Below are 15,779 nucleotides of genomic sequence, written 5' to 3'. Positions count from 1 at the left end.
CTCTCAGCTCAGATCGCCGGCCACCGCCTTGCGGAAAATCGCCTCCAAAGCCGCCGCATCCACCGGGCAGGGATTGCCGCCGGCCGAGGGATCAGCCTCGGCCATGCGGCCGATCTCGGCCGCCCGATCCAGCGGCACCTTGATCTCGGCCAGGCTGTTGGGGATGCCCAATTCGCTGCGGAAGGCCAGCACCCAGCGGAATACCGCATCGTAATCCGCACCGGGCAGATCGAGCACACGGGCCAGCAAAGCCATACGCGCCGCAATGGCCGGCTTGTTATGCTGCATCACATAAGGCAGCAGCACGGCGTTGGTGAGGCCATGATGGGTGTCGTAAACCGCGCCGATCGGGTGCGCAAGGGCATGCACGCCGCCCAGGCCCTTCTGGAAGGCCGCAGCCCCCATCGAGGCCGCGGCCAGCATGCGCGAGCGCGCCTCGATATCCGTGCCGTCGCGATAGGCGCGCGGCAGGTAATCCTTGCACAGCCGCATGCCTTCCAGCGCGATGCCTTCGGCCATCGGATGAAAACCCGGTGCGCAATAAGCTTCGAAACAATGGATGAAGGCATCGATGCCGGTGGCTGCCGTGATATGCGGCGGCAGGCCCACGGTGAGTTCGGGGTCAGCAATCACCAATCCCGGCAGCATGCGCGGGTGGAAGATGATCTTCTTCTCATGGCTGTCTTCATTGGTGATGACCGAGGCGCGACCAACTTCCGAACCGGTGCCCGACGTGGTTGGCACCGCCACCACCGGCGCCATGCCGGCCACGTTCACGCGGTCGGCATTATCGCCAACATCCTCAAAATCCCAGAGCGGACGATCCTGGCCCACCATCAGCGCCACCGCCTTGGCCGCATCCAGCGCACTGCCGCCGCCAAAGGCGATCACGCCATCATGCTTGCCGGCCTTGAAAGCGGCCACGCCGGCATCCACGTTGGCACCGGTTGGATTGCCCTTCACGCCGGCAAACAGGCCGGTGGGCAGGCCGGCGGCCATGTTGCCGCTGATTGCGGCGCGGATCATCGCCGCATCCGCCAAGCCGGCATCGGTAATCAGCAGCGGACGCTGCATGCCGAGGCTGCGGCAGGCTTGCGGTAATTCCCTGATACGGCCGGGGCCGACCCACATCGTGGTGGGATAATTCCATTTGCCGGTGAGTGTGGGGCCGGTAAGCATGGGGCGGACTCCAGAAAATCAGGTGTGCAGACGGAGATGGAAGGATTTCGGCCGGGTCAGCGATTCGAACCCGACCGATGATAACGTACAGCCGCGGCCGGAATTCTTCACCCCGGTCCAGGCCAGTGCCGGGTCAAGATAATCGCAGCGGTTCATGAACACCGTGCCGGTCTCGATCAACTGGCCAAGCTGTTCCGCAGCCCCGGCATCGCGGGTCCAGATTGCCGCCGTGAGGCCATATTCGCTGTCATTCATCAGGCGTATAGCTTCCGCGTCAGAAGCAACCTTCATGATGCCGATGGCCGGGCCGAAGGTTTCCTCGCTCATCAGCCGCATCGAGTGATCAACGCCCACCAGCACCTGCGGCGCCAGATAGGGCGAACCTTCACGGTTGGCCGCGAACAGCGCCGGATCGATCAGGCTGCGGGCGCCACGCGCCACCGCTTCCGCCACCTGGCCACGCACAAAATCCGCAGCACTTGCGCGCACCATCGGGCCAAGATTGGTGCCGGCCTGGGTCGGATCGCCCAGCACGTATTTTTTGGTCAGATCAACGAAGCCATCAACAAAAGCATCGTAGAGTTTTTCATGCACATAGATGCGCTCTATGCCACAGCAGGATTGCCCGGAATTGAAGAAGGCGCCATCCACCAGATTTTCCACCGCATGCGCCAGATCGGCATCTTCGCGCACATAGGCCGGGTCCTTGCCGCCCAATTCCAGGCCGGCGCCGATGAAGCGGTCGGCCAGGGCATGCTGCACAGCGGCGCCGCCCGCCACCGAACCGGTGAAAGCGACAAAGCCTACGCGCGGATCACGCATCGCCACTTCGGTATCGGCATGGCTGAGATGCAGATACTGGAACACACCATCGGGCAGTCCGGCAGCGCGGAAGGCTTCGGCATAACGTTCGGCACAAAGCGGCGTCTGGTGTGAATGTTTGAGCAGCACGGTATTGCCGGCCAGCAAGGCCGGAATCACCGCATTCACCGAGGTAAGATAGGGATAATTCCAGGGCGCGATGACAAATACCACGCCATGCGCCTCACGCCGGATATAGCGGGTGAAACCGTCTTTCGCCGCTGGCACCACATCGGCCAGCGCCGCGGGCGCGATATCGATCATGTAGCTGGCGCGCTCGTTGAATCCGCGCACCTCGCCCGGCGTCTGGCCGAGCGGGCGGCCCATCTGCCAGGTCAGTTCCTCGGCAATGGCCGGGCCATTGGCGACAAAAGCCGCCACCGCCTTGCGCAATAGCTGCTGCCGCTGTTCAAGCGGCGTGGCGCGCCAAGCAGCACCGGCAGCCTCCGCCTTAGCCAAAGCGGCCTCGATGGCCGCGCCGCCGCTCAATTCCCGCTCCACATAGACCCGACCATCCACCGGGCTGATGCATTTCAACATGACAAATCTGCCTCAGATGATTTCGAAATAGCGCGCCAACTGCCAGTCAGTGATCGCCTTGCGGTATTCCCGCTCCTCCCATTCGCGGCTGGCGGCATAATGCTCCACGAAGGCATCGCCGAACAGATCGCGCGCCGGCTTGCTTTTCCTGAGCCGCCCTGCCGCTTCGAACAGCGTGCGTGGCAACTGGTATTTCGCCGGCAAGTCCACCGCATAGGCATTACCTTGCAGGGCCGGGGTCGGCTCGATCTTGTTTTCCACACCCCAGAGGCCGGCACCGATGGCGGCGGCCATGGCGATATAGGGATTGATATCGGCAGCGGCGATGCGGAATTCCACACGCTGTGACTTGGCCGAGCCGGGAATGGCGCGCAACGCTGTGGTGCGGTTCTCAACGCCCCATGAGGCTTGCGTCGGCGCCCAGAAACCCGGGATCAGCCTGGTGTAGCTGTTCACCGTGCAGGCCACCATGCTGAGCAGTTCCGGCAGCAAAGCCTGCTGGCCGCCGATGAAATGCCGCATCGTGTCGGAGATGTTATGCGGCTGCTTCGGATCGTGGAAAGCGGTCTTGCCATCCTTCTTCTTCAGCGACAGATGGATATGGCCGCTCTGGCCTGGCCAATCATGCGACCATTTCGCCATGAAGGTGGCCATGCGGCCCTGGCGTTGCAACAACGCCTTGGTGAAGGTCTTGAATAACGAAGCCTTGTCGGCCGCCTTCAGCGCTTCATCCACCGTGATCGCGGCTTCCAGCACGCCGGCGCCGGTTTCGGTATGGAGGCCCTCCAGCGGGAAATCCATCTTGATGCCGAGATCGATCAGATCGTGGTACAGCCCCGACTCGACCGAATTGCGCAGCACCGAATAGCCGAAAAAACCCGGCGTGATCGGCTTAAGGCCGCGATAGCCCTTTTCCCGAATCGAATGCGGCGTTTCGTCGAACACGAAGAATTCAAATTCACAGGCGCCCAGCACTTTGTAGCCCAGGCTGTCGGCGCGGCTCAGCACCCGACGCAGCACGGCACGCGGGCAGACAGTTTCGGCCGGCGGCGAGAATTCGCCGAGAAAGAACAGGGTATTCGGCTCCCACGGAATCTCACGGCAGGTATCCGGCAGCACCCGCACCGGCGCATCGGGATAGGCGGTGTGCCAGCCGGTATATTGCACATTGTCATAAAGCTGGTCATTGGAATCCCAGCCCAGCACCACGTCGCAGAAACCGAAGCCGCTATCCAGCGCCGAGAGGAATTTCTCGGTCGAGATATATTTGCCGCGCAGCACGCCATCAACGTCGAAGACACCAACCTTGACCCGGTCGATCTTACGCTCGGTGACGATACGGCGTGCGTCGCTCGCCGTCTTCACCTGCCTTGGTAACAACGCCATGCTCATCCCCCGTTGATCGTGCGCAACGCCCATTGATGCAATGCCGGCGAGGCCGCCGCCACCACGCGGCCATCCGAAGCAAGACCGAGCGGCTGGCCGGCCCAGTCAGTGACCACACCGCCCGCCCCTTCAATCACCGCCACCAGCGGCAGATAATCATAGGGTTGCAGGCCAACCTCGATCACCAGATCGACATGGCCGGCCGCCAGCAGGCCATAAGCGTAACAATCGCCGCCAAAACGCCGCAGCCGCACCGTCTGGCTGACCCGCTCGAAGCCGGCGCGGGACGCGCCCTCGAACATATCCGGCGAGGTGGCGTAAAGCACTGCTTCGGCCGGATCGGTGCAGCCGCTGGCGCGGCAAAGCGCATTGTTGAACCGCGTCGGCTGGCCGGCCTCGCCGATCCAGGTTTCGCTCAGCACCGGCATGTCGATCAGGCCCAGGCGCGGCACGCCGTTTTCCAGCAGAGCCACCAGGGTGCCGAATAGCGGCAGGCCGGTAACAAAACTCTTGGTGCCGTCGATCGGGTCGATCACCCAGGTGAAACGGGCGCCCAGCCGCTCGGCGCCATGCTCCTCGCCAAAAATTGCATGATCCGGGTGGCGCTCGGTCAGAATCGAGCGCATCGCCGCTTCGATGGAACGGTCTGCCACGGTTACCGGGCTGTCATCCGCCTTATGCTCAACCGCCAGTTTCTGCCTGAAATACTGCTTGGCAATCGGCCGCGCCGCCGCCGCCAGGGCTTCGGCCGTGGCACGGTGGGAATGGGGGCTGGCGGGATGGGTGGCGAGTGGCATTTTTGGTGTTTTGTGGATTTATGTGTGGTTTTTATATAGACGGCTTTCCGGTTCTCTGCAAGAATTCGTGCCAGAATTCGCTACATAACAGGGGGATTACCATGCAGCACAAAATTTTTGGCTGGGCGGCAGGTACTTTGCTGCTGGCAGCGGCCACAATCGCCAACACGGCACTGGCCGGCTCGATCACCGTGTATACCGCGCTGGAAGAAGACGAAATCGCCGATTATGTGGCCCAGGCCAAGAAAGACATTCCGGACGTGACCGTGAATGTGCTGCGCCTGTCCACCGGCGATCTCGGCGCCCGCATTCTGGCTGAAGCCGGCAATCCGCAGCATGACGTGATCTGGGGCTGGGCCGTCACCAACATGATGGACCCGCGCGTGCTGGCCCTGGTGGAACCCTATGCCGCCAAGGGCAGCGAAAAGATGGGCGCCGCCTATGTCGCCGCCGACAAGAAGTGGTTTGCCGCCACCGGCTATATCGGCGCCTTCTGCGTCAATACCGAACGCCTGAAGCAGAAGAACCTACCGATGCCGAAAAGCTGGGCCGACCTGCTTAATCCAGCCTTCAAGGGCGAAATCGCCATGCCGAACCCGGTATCGTCCGGCACCGGCTATCTACAGATCGTGTCGATCCTCCAGAATATGGGCGAGGAAAAGGGCTGGGCCTTCCTCAAGCAGCTTGATGGCAACGTCAATCAATATATCAAGTCCGGCTCGCGGCCCTGCCGCCAGGCCCGGGCCGGCGAATTCGCCATCGGCACTTCCCTGGCTTTCGCTGCGATCAAGTCGATCGAGGAAGGCTTCCCGCTGGCCATGGTGCTGCCGGCCGAAGGCGCCGGCTATGAACTGGAAGCCTCCGGCCTGATGGCTGCATCGAAGAACAAGGCTGATGCAAAGAAATTCCTCGACTGGACACTCTCGGCCAATGCCGCCGGGCTGTATGGCAAGTACAAGGAGTTGGTGACACTGCCGGGCTTCAAACCGGGCAAGGTGGCGCGCGAGGCCGGCATGCCGGAAGATCCGGGCAGCATTCTCTACAAGATGGATTTCGCGGCTTCGGCGCAACAGCGCGATGCCATCCTGGCACGCTGGAACAAGGAAATCGGCCGCTGAGGCCTGCCAGCCCCGGGCAGTTTTTTGTCCGGGGCTTTTTTCTGCATGATGGGTATCCGATGCATCTGGTTCTCGACAGCGTGCGCAAGAGTTTCGGCCCGCTTGTGGCATTGGACAATGTCTCGCTGGGTGTTGCTGCCGGCGAGTTCGTCTGCCTGCTCGGCCCCTCCGGCTGCGGCAAGACCACGCTTTTGCGCATCATCGCCGGGCTGCTGACCATGGATGCCGGCCGCCTCACCCTGGCCGGACGTGATCTGACCCAGGTGCCGGCGCGGCAGCGCGGCTTCGGCATTGTGTTTCAATCTTATTCACTGTTCCCCAACATGACCGTTGCCGACAATATCGGCTATGGCCTGAAACTGCGCGGCACGTCCAGGGAGCAGATCAACGCGCGCGTGCTTGAATTGCTGGCACTGATCAAGCTGCCGCAGATTGCCGAGCGTTTTCCCTGGGAATTGTCGGGCGGCCAGCAGCAGCGTGTGGCGCTGGCCCGCGCCATCGCCGCCGATCCGGCCTTGCTGCTGCTGGACGAACCGCTTTCGGCACTGGATGCCAAAGTGCGGGCCGAGCTGCGCGAGGAAATCCGCGATTTGCAGCGCCGCCTGCAAATCCCCACCGTGATGGTGACGCATGACCAGGAGGAGGCGCTCAGTCTGGCCGACCGCATCATCTGCATGAGCCGGGGCCGCATCGAACAGGCCGGCAGCCCGGCCGATCTGTATTTGCATCCGGCCACCCGCTTCGTGGCCGATTTCATGGGCGTGAGCAACCTGATCGCGCCTGAAAGGCTGGCGGCGGCGCGGCCCGAATTGATGCAGGGCTGCCCGGGCAACGACCATCTGCTCTGCCTGCGGCCCGAGCATGTTGGCATCGCACCCGGCAGTTTCGGCACCGTGCAGACGGTCAGCTTCCTGGGCAACATCACCCGGCTCAAGCTTGAAACCCCACTAGGCCCGTTGGTGGCGGAGCAGAATGGCCGCTCCAGCTTCAATCCCGGTGATGGCGTTGAGATCGCGGTTGATCCGGCGCGCGCTGCCTGGGTTGCGGCCTGAGCATGCCGGCGCAGCCGAGCCCGCCGCTGGCGCAGGATCGCGCCGACCGCCTGTTCAATCTGTTCTGCCTGCTGCTGCCCGGCGCTGCCCTGCTGCTGTTCTTCGCCTATCCGATCGGCATGATGGGCTATCGCAGCCTGCTGGAGCCCGATGGCGCACTTGGCCTTGGCAATTTCACGCGCATTCTTGGTTCACGCGGCTTTCTCAAGGCATTGCAGAACAGCCTTGTGATGGGCCTGGCCACCACGCTCCTCACCGTACTGCTCGGCCTGCTGGTGGCTTTTGCGCTGCATCGCTGCCGGCTCTGGCTCAAGGCCGTGCTGCTGGCCATCATCTCGCTGCCGATCATCGCACCATCACTGGTGCAGGGCCTGGGCCTGATCTTCCTGCTTGGCCGCAACGGGTTGATAAACAAGAGTTTTGGCCTGAATGTCGAAATCTATGGCTTCTGGGGCCTGCTGATCGCCAACACGCTTTATGCCCTGCCGCAGGCGGCGATGATCATCGGCGCCGCCTTGCGCCATGCCGATGCAAGATTGTTCGAGGCGGCGGAAGTGATGGGCGCCTCGGGCTGGCGCCGCTTCGTTGACCTGACCCTGCCCAACATCCGCTATGGCCTGCTCAGCGCGGTATTTGTGGTTTTCACAGTCACCATCACCGATTTTGGCAATGCCGCCGTGATCGGCGGCGATTACACCGTGCTGGCGATCGAGATCTATAATCAGGTGATCGGCCAGATGAATCTTAACCTCGGCGCCGTGGTGGGCATGCTGCTGCTGCTGCCCACCTTGCTGGCCTTCTATTTTGAACGACTGGCAACACAGCGCCAGTTCGGCACACAATCGGAAGCCGCCGTGCCCTATCGGCCGGGCCGCGATCCCTGGCGCGACGGCATCATCGGCACGCTGGCCTGGCTGCTGGCGCTGGCGCCGCTCAGTGTGGTGGGCGTGGTGGTGTATGCCAGTTTCATGCGGCTGTGGCCCTATCGGCTGGATTTCACCTTGCGGCATTACGATATCAAGCTGGCGGGCGGCTATGATCCACTCTGGATCAGCATCGGTGTATCGGCTGCGGCTGCCGGCTTCGGCACAGTGTTTCTGCTGTTGCTGGCCGTGGCCTTGAAACGCATGCAGGGGCCGCAGGGCAATATCCTGGCGCGCGTAATCTATTTCATCGCCATGCTGCCGGCCGCCGTGCCCGGCCTGGTGCTGGGCCTTGCCTATGTCTTTGCCTTCAACCAGCCCGGCACACCGCTGGTGCTGCTTTATGGCAGCGCCACCTTGCTGGCGATGTGCAATTTCTATCACTACCACACCCAGGGTTTTGCCACGATGACCACCGGCCTGCGCCAGATTCCGCCGGCGCTGGAAGAAGCCGCCACCTGCATCGGCGCGTCTACCTGGGCGGTGGTGCGGGATGTTTATGTGCCTTATATATTGCCCACGCTGGTCTCGGTGTTTTTCTTCCTGTTCATGAGTTCGATGGTGACGCTTTCCGCAGTGATCTTCCTGGTGACGCCAAAGCTGATGCTGGCTGCCGTCACCGTGATGCGGCTCGACGAGGGCGGTTACACCTCGCAGGCCGCCGCCTTCTCCACCGTGATCATGACAGTGGTGGCCGCTGCGCTGCTGCTGGCGCGCGGTACGGTCTATCTGGCACAGCGCCGCACCCGATTGCCCGAGGCGGCGTGATGATGGAACCAGCGTGATGTGGGCGCAGGAACGCCATCGCCGTATCCAGGGGCTGCTACATCAGTTCAAGCAGATATCGGCCGACGATCTGGCGCGTGACCTGGATGTCTCACGCGAGACCATCCGCCGTGACTTGCTGGAACTGGAAGCCGCCGGGCTGCTGAAGCGCGTGCATGGCGGCGCAGTGCTGCCCGAACCACCAAGCGAAGCGCCGTTTGCCGACCGCCTACAAGTAAGACGCAAGGAAAAGCAGGCCATTGCCCGCGCCGCCGCCCGTGAGGTCAAACCCGGCCAAGTCTGTTTCATTGATGCCGGCTCCACCACTGCCATCCTGGCCGCCGAACTGGGCAAGATTGCCGGCCTGACCATCATTACCAACTCCATCGACGTGGCAAACACGCTGAACGGATTGCGCCAGGATGTGACCACGCTGCTGCTGGGTGGCCGGCTGCATAGCGATGTGCCAGGCACGTATGGGGAATTGACATTGAGCGAGATTGCCCGTTTCCGCGCCGATATCGCCCTGCTTTCGCCGGTTGGCATCCATCCCGATCACGGCGCCACCGATTTTGTGTTGCATGAGGCGGAAATCGCCCGCGCCATGATCCAGCAGAGCCAGCGTGTGCTGTTCCTCGCCGACCACGCCAAGTTGGGTCATGCCAGCCGTGTTGCAATCTGCCCCTGCAATCGCATCGACCTGCTGGTGACCGATACCGGCGCCGACCGCAAGCTGCTGGCAGCCCTGCGCCGCGCCGGCCTGGGTGAAACCCTGGTGGCGGATTGAGGTCATAATAATATGGCCGGTGGAATTCTTGGGCGCCGCCGCAGAACGCGCTAGACTATCCGTGTAAGCATTTTTGTGGAGTACTCAGCGCCATGCGTTTCCAGATGCGCCACCTGCCTTTGCTCGCCTTGCCGTTGTTGCTTTCCGCACAGCCCGGTCAGGCCGCCGAACCGGCAGCCATTGTTGAAGATGTGAGCGGCGCTGTGTCCGGCATTGCCGCCTTCGATTACCTGGATGCCGGCCAGAGCATCACTTTGCCGCCCGGTGCCACGCTGGTGCTGGGATATCTGAAATCCTGCAATCGTGAGACCATCAAGGGCGGCAAGGTCAGCATCGGCGCCGAAGCCTCAAGCGTGACCGGTGGCAGCCTGAGCCGTGAGACGCTGAAATGCAGCGGCAACCTTAACCTGACCACGGCCCAGGCCGGTAAAAGCGGCGCCATGGTGTTTCGCGGCGGGCCAGGCAGCGGCAAATCCCGCCCCGGCGAGCCGGAAGCCAGCCTGACAGTGAATTCCACCATGCCGGTTTTCTCGGTGCATGCCACTGGCATGGAGCTGGTGCTGGAGCGGCTGGACAAGCCAAGCACGCCACGCGGCTTCACCGTTACCGGCCCGGTGGTGGACCTGGCCAAGGAAGGCGTGGAACTGTTCCAGGGTGGCCTGTACCGCGCCAAACTGGGCGACCATAGCGTGATTTTCCGCGTCGCCATGGATGCCACCAGCGGCGCCGGCCCGCTGCTGACCCGCCTGATCCGCTTATAGAATATGCGCTGGCGCGACCTCGGCGCGCTGGCCGCCCTGGCCCTGCTGCTGGCCTTGCTGGCGGCATCACCGCTAGCCGTCTGGCTGGCCGGGCCGTCGCTGGATACCGCCATGGCTTTGCGCCACCGCCTGCCGGGCCTGCAAGCCATGCCGGTGGAAAGTGCCGCCGTGGTGGTGGCGCTGGACGAGGAAACCTATCGGCGCCCGCCTTTTCAGGCCACCCCGCAGGCCGCCTGGACACCGCATCTGGCCAAGGTGCTGCGCGCCGTGCATGAAGCCGGCGCCGGTGTGATCGGCTTCGACTTGGTGTTTCCCACCTCGCTGGAGACCATGCAGCGCGGCTATGACCGCGATTTCCTGTTGACACTGCGCCAGGTGGCGCGTGACGGCAAGCTGGTGCTGGGCAAGGTGCAACATGCGGCACAGCCGATCCAGCCGCATCCGATGCAGCAACTGGCCGTGGGCGGCGGCGCCAATATCCGCTCGCTGAATGTGCTGGAAGATGGCGATGGCATCATCCGGCGCCTGCCGCTCAGCTTTGCCCTGCCCGATGGCGCCGGGCGCGAGCCGGCCTTTGCCGCCGAACTGGCGCAGCGCCTGAAGCCGGCTCTGGCACTGCCGGAAGCCAGCACCGGCTCGCTGCTGCTGAATTTCAGCACCAGGCCGGGCGCCATCCCGAGCTATTCCCTGGCCGACTTGCTGGCCTGTGCCGAAGCCGGCGATACGGCATATTTCGCCCGCCACTTTGCCGGCAAGGCGGTGTTGTTCGCCACTGTGCTGGATGTGGAGGATCGCCGCCTCACGTCGCTGCGTCATGCCACGGTGCCGGAAGGCAGCGCATCCCCGCCGCGCTGCAAGCTGGAGCCTTTGCTGTTGCATCGTGCCGATCTGGCGCGTGACAGCATCCCCGGCGCCTTTATCCATGCCACCGCGATCAACAACCTGCTGCATGACAATGCCTTGCGCGAGGTGCCGGTTCTGGCCTTGTTTGGCGCTGCGCTGATCCTGGCTGGCGGCATGCTGCTGGCGGCTTTTGCCTTGCCGCTAACCGCCGCCGGTGGCATCGCGGCAGCCCTGCTGGTGATTGTGCCGACCGGCGCCGCCTGGCTGCTGCACCAGGGTTATGCCCTGCCCTGGATCGGCCTGGAAGCCGCTGTGATTCTGGCTTTGGGCACCGGCACCGGCTATCGCATGGTTGTTACCGATCATGACAAGCGCCTGATTGCCAAGCTGTTTGCGCTTTATCTGCCAAGTTCAGTGATCGACGGCATGCTGCGCTCGGGCCGCCTGCCGGAACTGGGCGGCGAGGAGCGCGAGGTGACGGTGCTGTTTTCCGACATCGCCGGCTTCACCCATATTGCCGAGAATGCCCGGCCAACCCTACTGGTGCAGGCGCTGAACAATTATTTCTCCGCCATGACTGAGATCATCGAAGCGCATGGCGGCTTTGTCGACAAATTCATCGGCGATGCCATCGTGGCCGTGTTTGGTGCGCCGGCCGACGACCCGCAGCATGCCGCCCAGGCGGTGCGCGCGGCGCTGGCGATGCGCAACCGGCTGCGGCGGGCCGGCACCGCTTTCGGCATAGACGGCGCCACATTCCAGACCCGCATCGGCTTGAATAGCGGCCGGGTGCTGATCGGCAATATCGGCGCGCCGCGCCGCTTCAATTACACCGTAATCGGCGATGCGGTTAATCTGGCGGCGCGGCTGGAAGGCGCCAACAAATATTACGGCAGCAGCATACTGGCCAGCGAAACCACCAAGCAGGCGGTGGGCGACATTTGCCACTGGCGGCTTATCGATCATGCCCGGGTGCTGGGGCGCGAGCAGCCGGTGGCTTTGCTGGAACCACTGGACGACACCGAAGCCGCCCGGTCCGAGACTTTCACCGCTGCCTGGTCCGCCATTCAGCAGCGTGATTTCAGCGCCGCCGCCACTATCCTGTCAGCATTGCATCAGGATACAGCGGCGCAACAATTGCTCGCCCGGCTGCAAAGCCTGCAAGCGGCGCCGGCCAGCCCATGGCCGCCAGTGACCGACCTGACCGGCAAGTAATTAGAGCGTGATGCCATCATATTGAAGCGCTACGCCGAGGTGAATTTGGCCTTCGGGTAGGAGCGCGGCGCAGCGCGTAGTGGGGCTACGGGCAAGCCGTGCGACACACCCGAAGGCCAAATTCACCCGGCCCGCAGGGTTTCGCCTGGAGGCGGCATCCACGTCGTCGAAACGCTTGCAGGTACGAATGTACCTGCTGCGCGCTTCTCCTAGTGGGCTACCGCCTCCAGACGAAACGTAGCGTTTCAATATGGTGTCATCACGCTCTAGCTGCCATCACCCATCAGCGTGTACGGCGCCCAGAAGATCGGATGCGCATAGCTGAACAGGCTGCGGCCATCTTCCTGATAGCCCGGGCCATCCAGCAACCCCAGCATTGCCCGGCGCAGAGCCTCGGCCCGCCCCAGGCCGGCATCCTCGGCCTGGCGCCGGAACAGATCGGTGACCAGATCCTTGGCGGAAGCCGAATGCACCGACCAATTGGTCAGCAGCAAGGCGCGGGTGCCGGCGTAGAAAAAGGCGCGGCCCAGGCCGGAAGCCGCTTCGGCACCCGCCCCCGAGCCGGTGCCGGTATTACAAGCCGAGAGCACCACCCAGTCGGCATTCAGCTTGAGGCCAAGGATTTCCTCCATATCCAGCAGGCCATCGCCTTCAACACCGGCCACATCCGGCGCCGACAGCGCGAGGGCCGGCTGGGTCAGGCCATCCAGCTCACCGGGCACCAGACCATGGGTGGCAAAGGCCAGCACGCGATACTTTGTCAGATTGGTGCGCTTCACCACCGCTTCATTGGCATCCTTGCCAAAATGCAGGCTGCGGCCGGGATCGGCGCGCATCGCTGCGGCCACCGAGCGCAATTCATCGGCGGTATCAGGCAGGCGCGGCAGATCACTCAACTGGGCCGAATCAGCCGAGAAAGTGCTGGGCGCATTGCGCCGCTTCAGCCGCGCACCACGCACCTGCACCGGATCGGCCGAGGCAATGCGGCTGCCGGCACCATCGCTGAGGCCAGCTTGTTCGGCATTGAACAGCGGATCGCCGAAGCCGATCAGCGGTTCACGATTGGCATCGCCACGCCCCAGGCTGCGCAGCGTCTTGAGTGCCGAGGCTGCCGGCAATTGTGTCACCGCATGGCTGCGCGCCAGCCAGGCCACATCCTTGTATTCGGCAAATAGCGGCGCCGTGCCGACAGGCTTTGGCGCGGCAGGCGGCGCGGTGGGCAGCAGGCTAAGCGGCAATAATCCAAGCGCACCATTGCTGACAACGATCAGGCTACGCGCCGATTTCCAGCCCGCTTCCACCGGTTGCAGCAGGTCGGCGTACAGCCGGTATGCCAGTGCCAGATCAAAGGCCGGGATATCGCCCAGCGTTTCCGCCTGTGGTTCCAGCGCCAGGCGCAGCTTGGTTACCGTGGCGGCAATATCATCGCTACTGCGCGGAATGGCAGAAAATACCATGGTGCCATCATGCGGCAGCGCCCAGACAAAACTGACATCCGGCGCCAGATAGACGGAAATGAAAGCCTCACCCGGGCGCAAGCTGGCGCGGATATCGGCAGCTGTCGGTGGTCGGGGGTCAATCAGATTGACATAATCCGGGAATTGCCGCTCGATCTCGCCGCGCAGTCTGGCTCGCTCGGTGCGCTCACGATCCAGCTCAACGCGCAGATTGTTCAACACTTTCTCGTCGCGCTGTTCCGGTGGCAGGGCCAGCAATGTGCCAAGCAAGCCAAAGCCGGCACCGATCCGCTTCTGGCTATCCTGTTCACTGCGCACCAGGTCGGCCAGGCGCTGATCGCGGGTCAGGGCGCGAGCGGCAGAAGCCGCCAGGGCGCGCTGCACGGCGCGGCCGCGTGCTGCATCAGCCAGGCGGAAACTCTCCGCCGCCGCATCCAGGCCGCTAGCCAGTTCAGTGCCGCCGATTTTGGACAGCAGCACCATGTAGCCTTCGATAATCGACTGCACAAAGAAATCGCGCGTTGCCAAAGCAGAATCTTCGGTCTCAGCCTGGCGCGATGCGGAAAGCAGGATCGGCATCGCGGCCTGGAAGGCTTTCAGCGCCTCGGCATGGCGCCCCGTTTCAGAAAGTGAAATGCCATACACGCCCTGGGCAACGGCGGTGTCAAAATGCTTCTCGCCAAACCGCTCACTCTTCAACTCGATATAACGTCCGGCAAGGTCTACCGCTGCAGCGCCCTGGCCACTACGCGCCAAGGCAAGAATACGGCCTGGATCGCGCACGATCTTGTTGCTGCGGCGCTGCATCCAGCGCGAGGTCAGGGCAGCCGCCTGTTCGAACTGAGCGCTGGCAGCCGCCCAGTTGCGCTGCAACAGCAGCACATAGCCGATATCGCGCTGCGCGGTGACCATGGTTTCCGAATCTTCATCCTGGCCCACCTGCTTGAAAATCTCGAGCGCGGTGCGATACAGCTTTTCGGCTTCCGGCAGGCGGTTCTGCTCCAGCACCAGATTGCCGAGCCGCGCAACCAGAAAGCCGGTGGTGGCGTTATCTTTGCCTGAATTCTTCAACGACGACAGCAAAGCCTGCCGGATATCAACTTCAGCTTCGCGCATGCGGCCTTGCGCCAGCTTGATCTCACCCAATCGCCCCAGCATGGTGTCGGATAACATCAGCATGTTGCTATCAAAAACGCTGCTGCGCTCCATTGCCTGCATCTTGCTCTTGTTCATGCCGGCCATGGCGACGGTGAAATGACGTTCGGCCACGGCATGATTGCCGCGCCCCTCGGCCAGTATGCCTTTGGATAATTCCACTTCGGCGCGCCAGATTTCCACCAGATGCCCCGGGATGCGCGGATTGCCCTGGATTTCCTTGAGCATACCCTCGGCATAGCCGGTATATTCCTCTGCTTGGCGCATATCGCCCAGAATCACGCTGCTCTGGATGATATTGCGATAGAGCGGAAATAGCCGCCCGATCATTTGCCGGCTCTTCTCAATTTGCGCGGCGGCAACACGAAATACCCGCAACGCATCCTGTGGCCGGCCCATCAGGCGATAGGCGGCACCCAGGCTCATGCGGGCGCGGAAGGAATCATCACCAACCTTTTCCAGCAGCGGAATGGCACGCTCCAGATCGGCAATCGAGGCTTCCTGGCGGCCAATCACACCAAGCGATACGCCACGCTCCAGCAGAAATCGCCCCAGCACACGATTATCTGCTCCGGCAGGCTCGGCAGCTTCGGCAGCCTTGAGCTGCTGGGCGCGGCGCACCGGATCAGGCTGCTGTTGATCCAGGATGGCAACAATATCAGCAACACTGCGTGGTGGCGCCAGATCAGTCGACAAGGCAGCAAAGGCCGGGCTTGCCGCCAGCAAGGCAGTCATAAATACCGCCGGATAAAAGAACCGCCACGCCATTGTCATGCTTCCCCACTCGATTGAGCTGGTTATCCTAGCTCATTGCCGCCGCGACAAACAGACCGCCCCGTTACCTCAGCCTAGCGCAACAGCCTGGCCGGGCTTGTGATGGCGGCTACGAATGCCGCATATTCCCCCCGAAGCCGGAATACAAGCCAAGCGAGGAGCAAGC

At 62.9% G+C, this 15,779-nt stretch carries 11 protein-coding genes; 6 read left to right on the top strand and 5 right to left on the bottom strand.

Annotated elements, in window-relative coordinates:
- Positions 1–3 precede the first annotated feature (3 nt).
- Genes KBB36_RS06965 through hisN form a run of 4 tightly spaced genes read right to left on the bottom strand, consistent with a single transcriptional unit; the run spans position 4 to position 4,763 of the window.
- Positions 4–1,179, bottom strand: a complete 1,176-nt coding sequence (locus tag KBB36_RS06965) for an iron-containing alcohol dehydrogenase (protein ID WP_290978247.1) — start codon at positions 1,177–1,179, stop codon at positions 4–6.
- Between the two features lie 18 nt (positions 1,180–1,197).
- Positions 1,198–2,580, bottom strand: coding sequence for an aldehyde dehydrogenase family protein (locus KBB36_RS06960; protein WP_290978246.1), 1,383 nt, complete (start codon positions 2,578–2,580; stop codon positions 1,198–1,200).
- Positions 2,581–2,592: 12 nt separating this feature from the next.
- The gene (locus KBB36_RS06955) at positions 2,593–3,966 is read right to left on the bottom strand and encodes a glutamine synthetase (RefSeq protein WP_290978245.1); all 1,374 of its coding nucleotides are present in this window, start codon (positions 3,964–3,966) and stop codon (positions 2,593–2,595) included.
- 2 nt (positions 3,967–3,968) lie between these two features.
- A complete protein-coding gene (hisN, locus tag KBB36_RS06950; protein ID WP_290978244.1) occupies positions 3,969–4,763 on the bottom strand; it encodes a histidinol-phosphatase in 795 nt (264 codons plus the stop codon).
- Positions 4,764–4,864: 101 nt separating this feature from the next.
- On the opposite strand from hisN, the gene KBB36_RS06945 reads away from it, so the two are divergent.
- From KBB36_RS06945 to KBB36_RS06920, 6 genes are all read left to right on the top strand, one after another.
- Entirely contained in the window at positions 4,865–5,881 is a 1,017-nt protein-coding gene (locus KBB36_RS06945) for an ABC transporter substrate-binding protein (protein WP_290978243.1), read from the top strand.
- A 59-nt stretch (positions 5,882–5,940) separates the two neighbouring features.
- Positions 5,941–6,933: an ATP-binding cassette domain-containing protein gene (locus KBB36_RS06940; protein ID WP_290978242.1), complete on the top strand. Its 993-nt coding sequence runs from the start codon at positions 5,941–5,943 to the stop codon at positions 6,931–6,933.
- 2 nt (positions 6,934–6,935) lie between these two features.
- Complete coding sequence (locus KBB36_RS06935) at positions 6,936–8,624, top strand: ABC transporter permease subunit (protein WP_290978241.1); 1,689 nt, start codon at positions 6,936–6,938, stop codon at positions 8,622–8,624.
- 16 nt (positions 8,625–8,640) lie between these two features.
- Positions 8,641–9,408: a DeoR/GlpR family DNA-binding transcription regulator gene (locus KBB36_RS06930; protein ID WP_290978271.1), complete on the top strand. Its 768-nt coding sequence runs from the start codon at positions 8,641–8,643 to the stop codon at positions 9,406–9,408.
- Between the two features lie 92 nt (positions 9,409–9,500).
- Positions 9,501–10,169, top strand: a complete 669-nt coding sequence (locus KBB36_RS06925) for a hypothetical protein (RefSeq protein ID WP_290978240.1) — start codon at positions 9,501–9,503, stop codon at positions 10,167–10,169.
- A 3-nt stretch (positions 10,170–10,172) separates the two neighbouring features.
- Positions 10,173–12,227 carry an adenylate/guanylate cyclase domain-containing protein gene (locus KBB36_RS06920; protein ID WP_290978239.1) on the top strand — a complete coding sequence of 685 codons (2,055 nt, stop codon included), beginning with the start codon at positions 10,173–10,175 and terminating at the stop codon, positions 12,225–12,227.
- Positions 12,228–12,493: 266 nt separating this feature from the next.
- On the opposite strand, the gene KBB36_RS06915 is transcribed toward KBB36_RS06920, so the two are convergent.
- A complete protein-coding gene (locus tag KBB36_RS06915) occupies positions 12,494–15,574 on the bottom strand; it encodes a CHAT domain-containing tetratricopeptide repeat protein (RefSeq protein ID WP_290978238.1) in 3,081 nt (1,026 codons plus the stop codon).
- Positions 15,575–15,779: the final 205 nt, after the last annotated feature.

It is taken from the genome of Ferrovibrio sp. (genome assembly GCF_017994015.1).
Lineage (GTDB): Bacteria > Pseudomonadota > Alphaproteobacteria > Ferrovibrionales > Ferrovibrionaceae > Ferrovibrio.
This window is presented reverse-complemented; position numbering and strand designations above follow the sequence as displayed.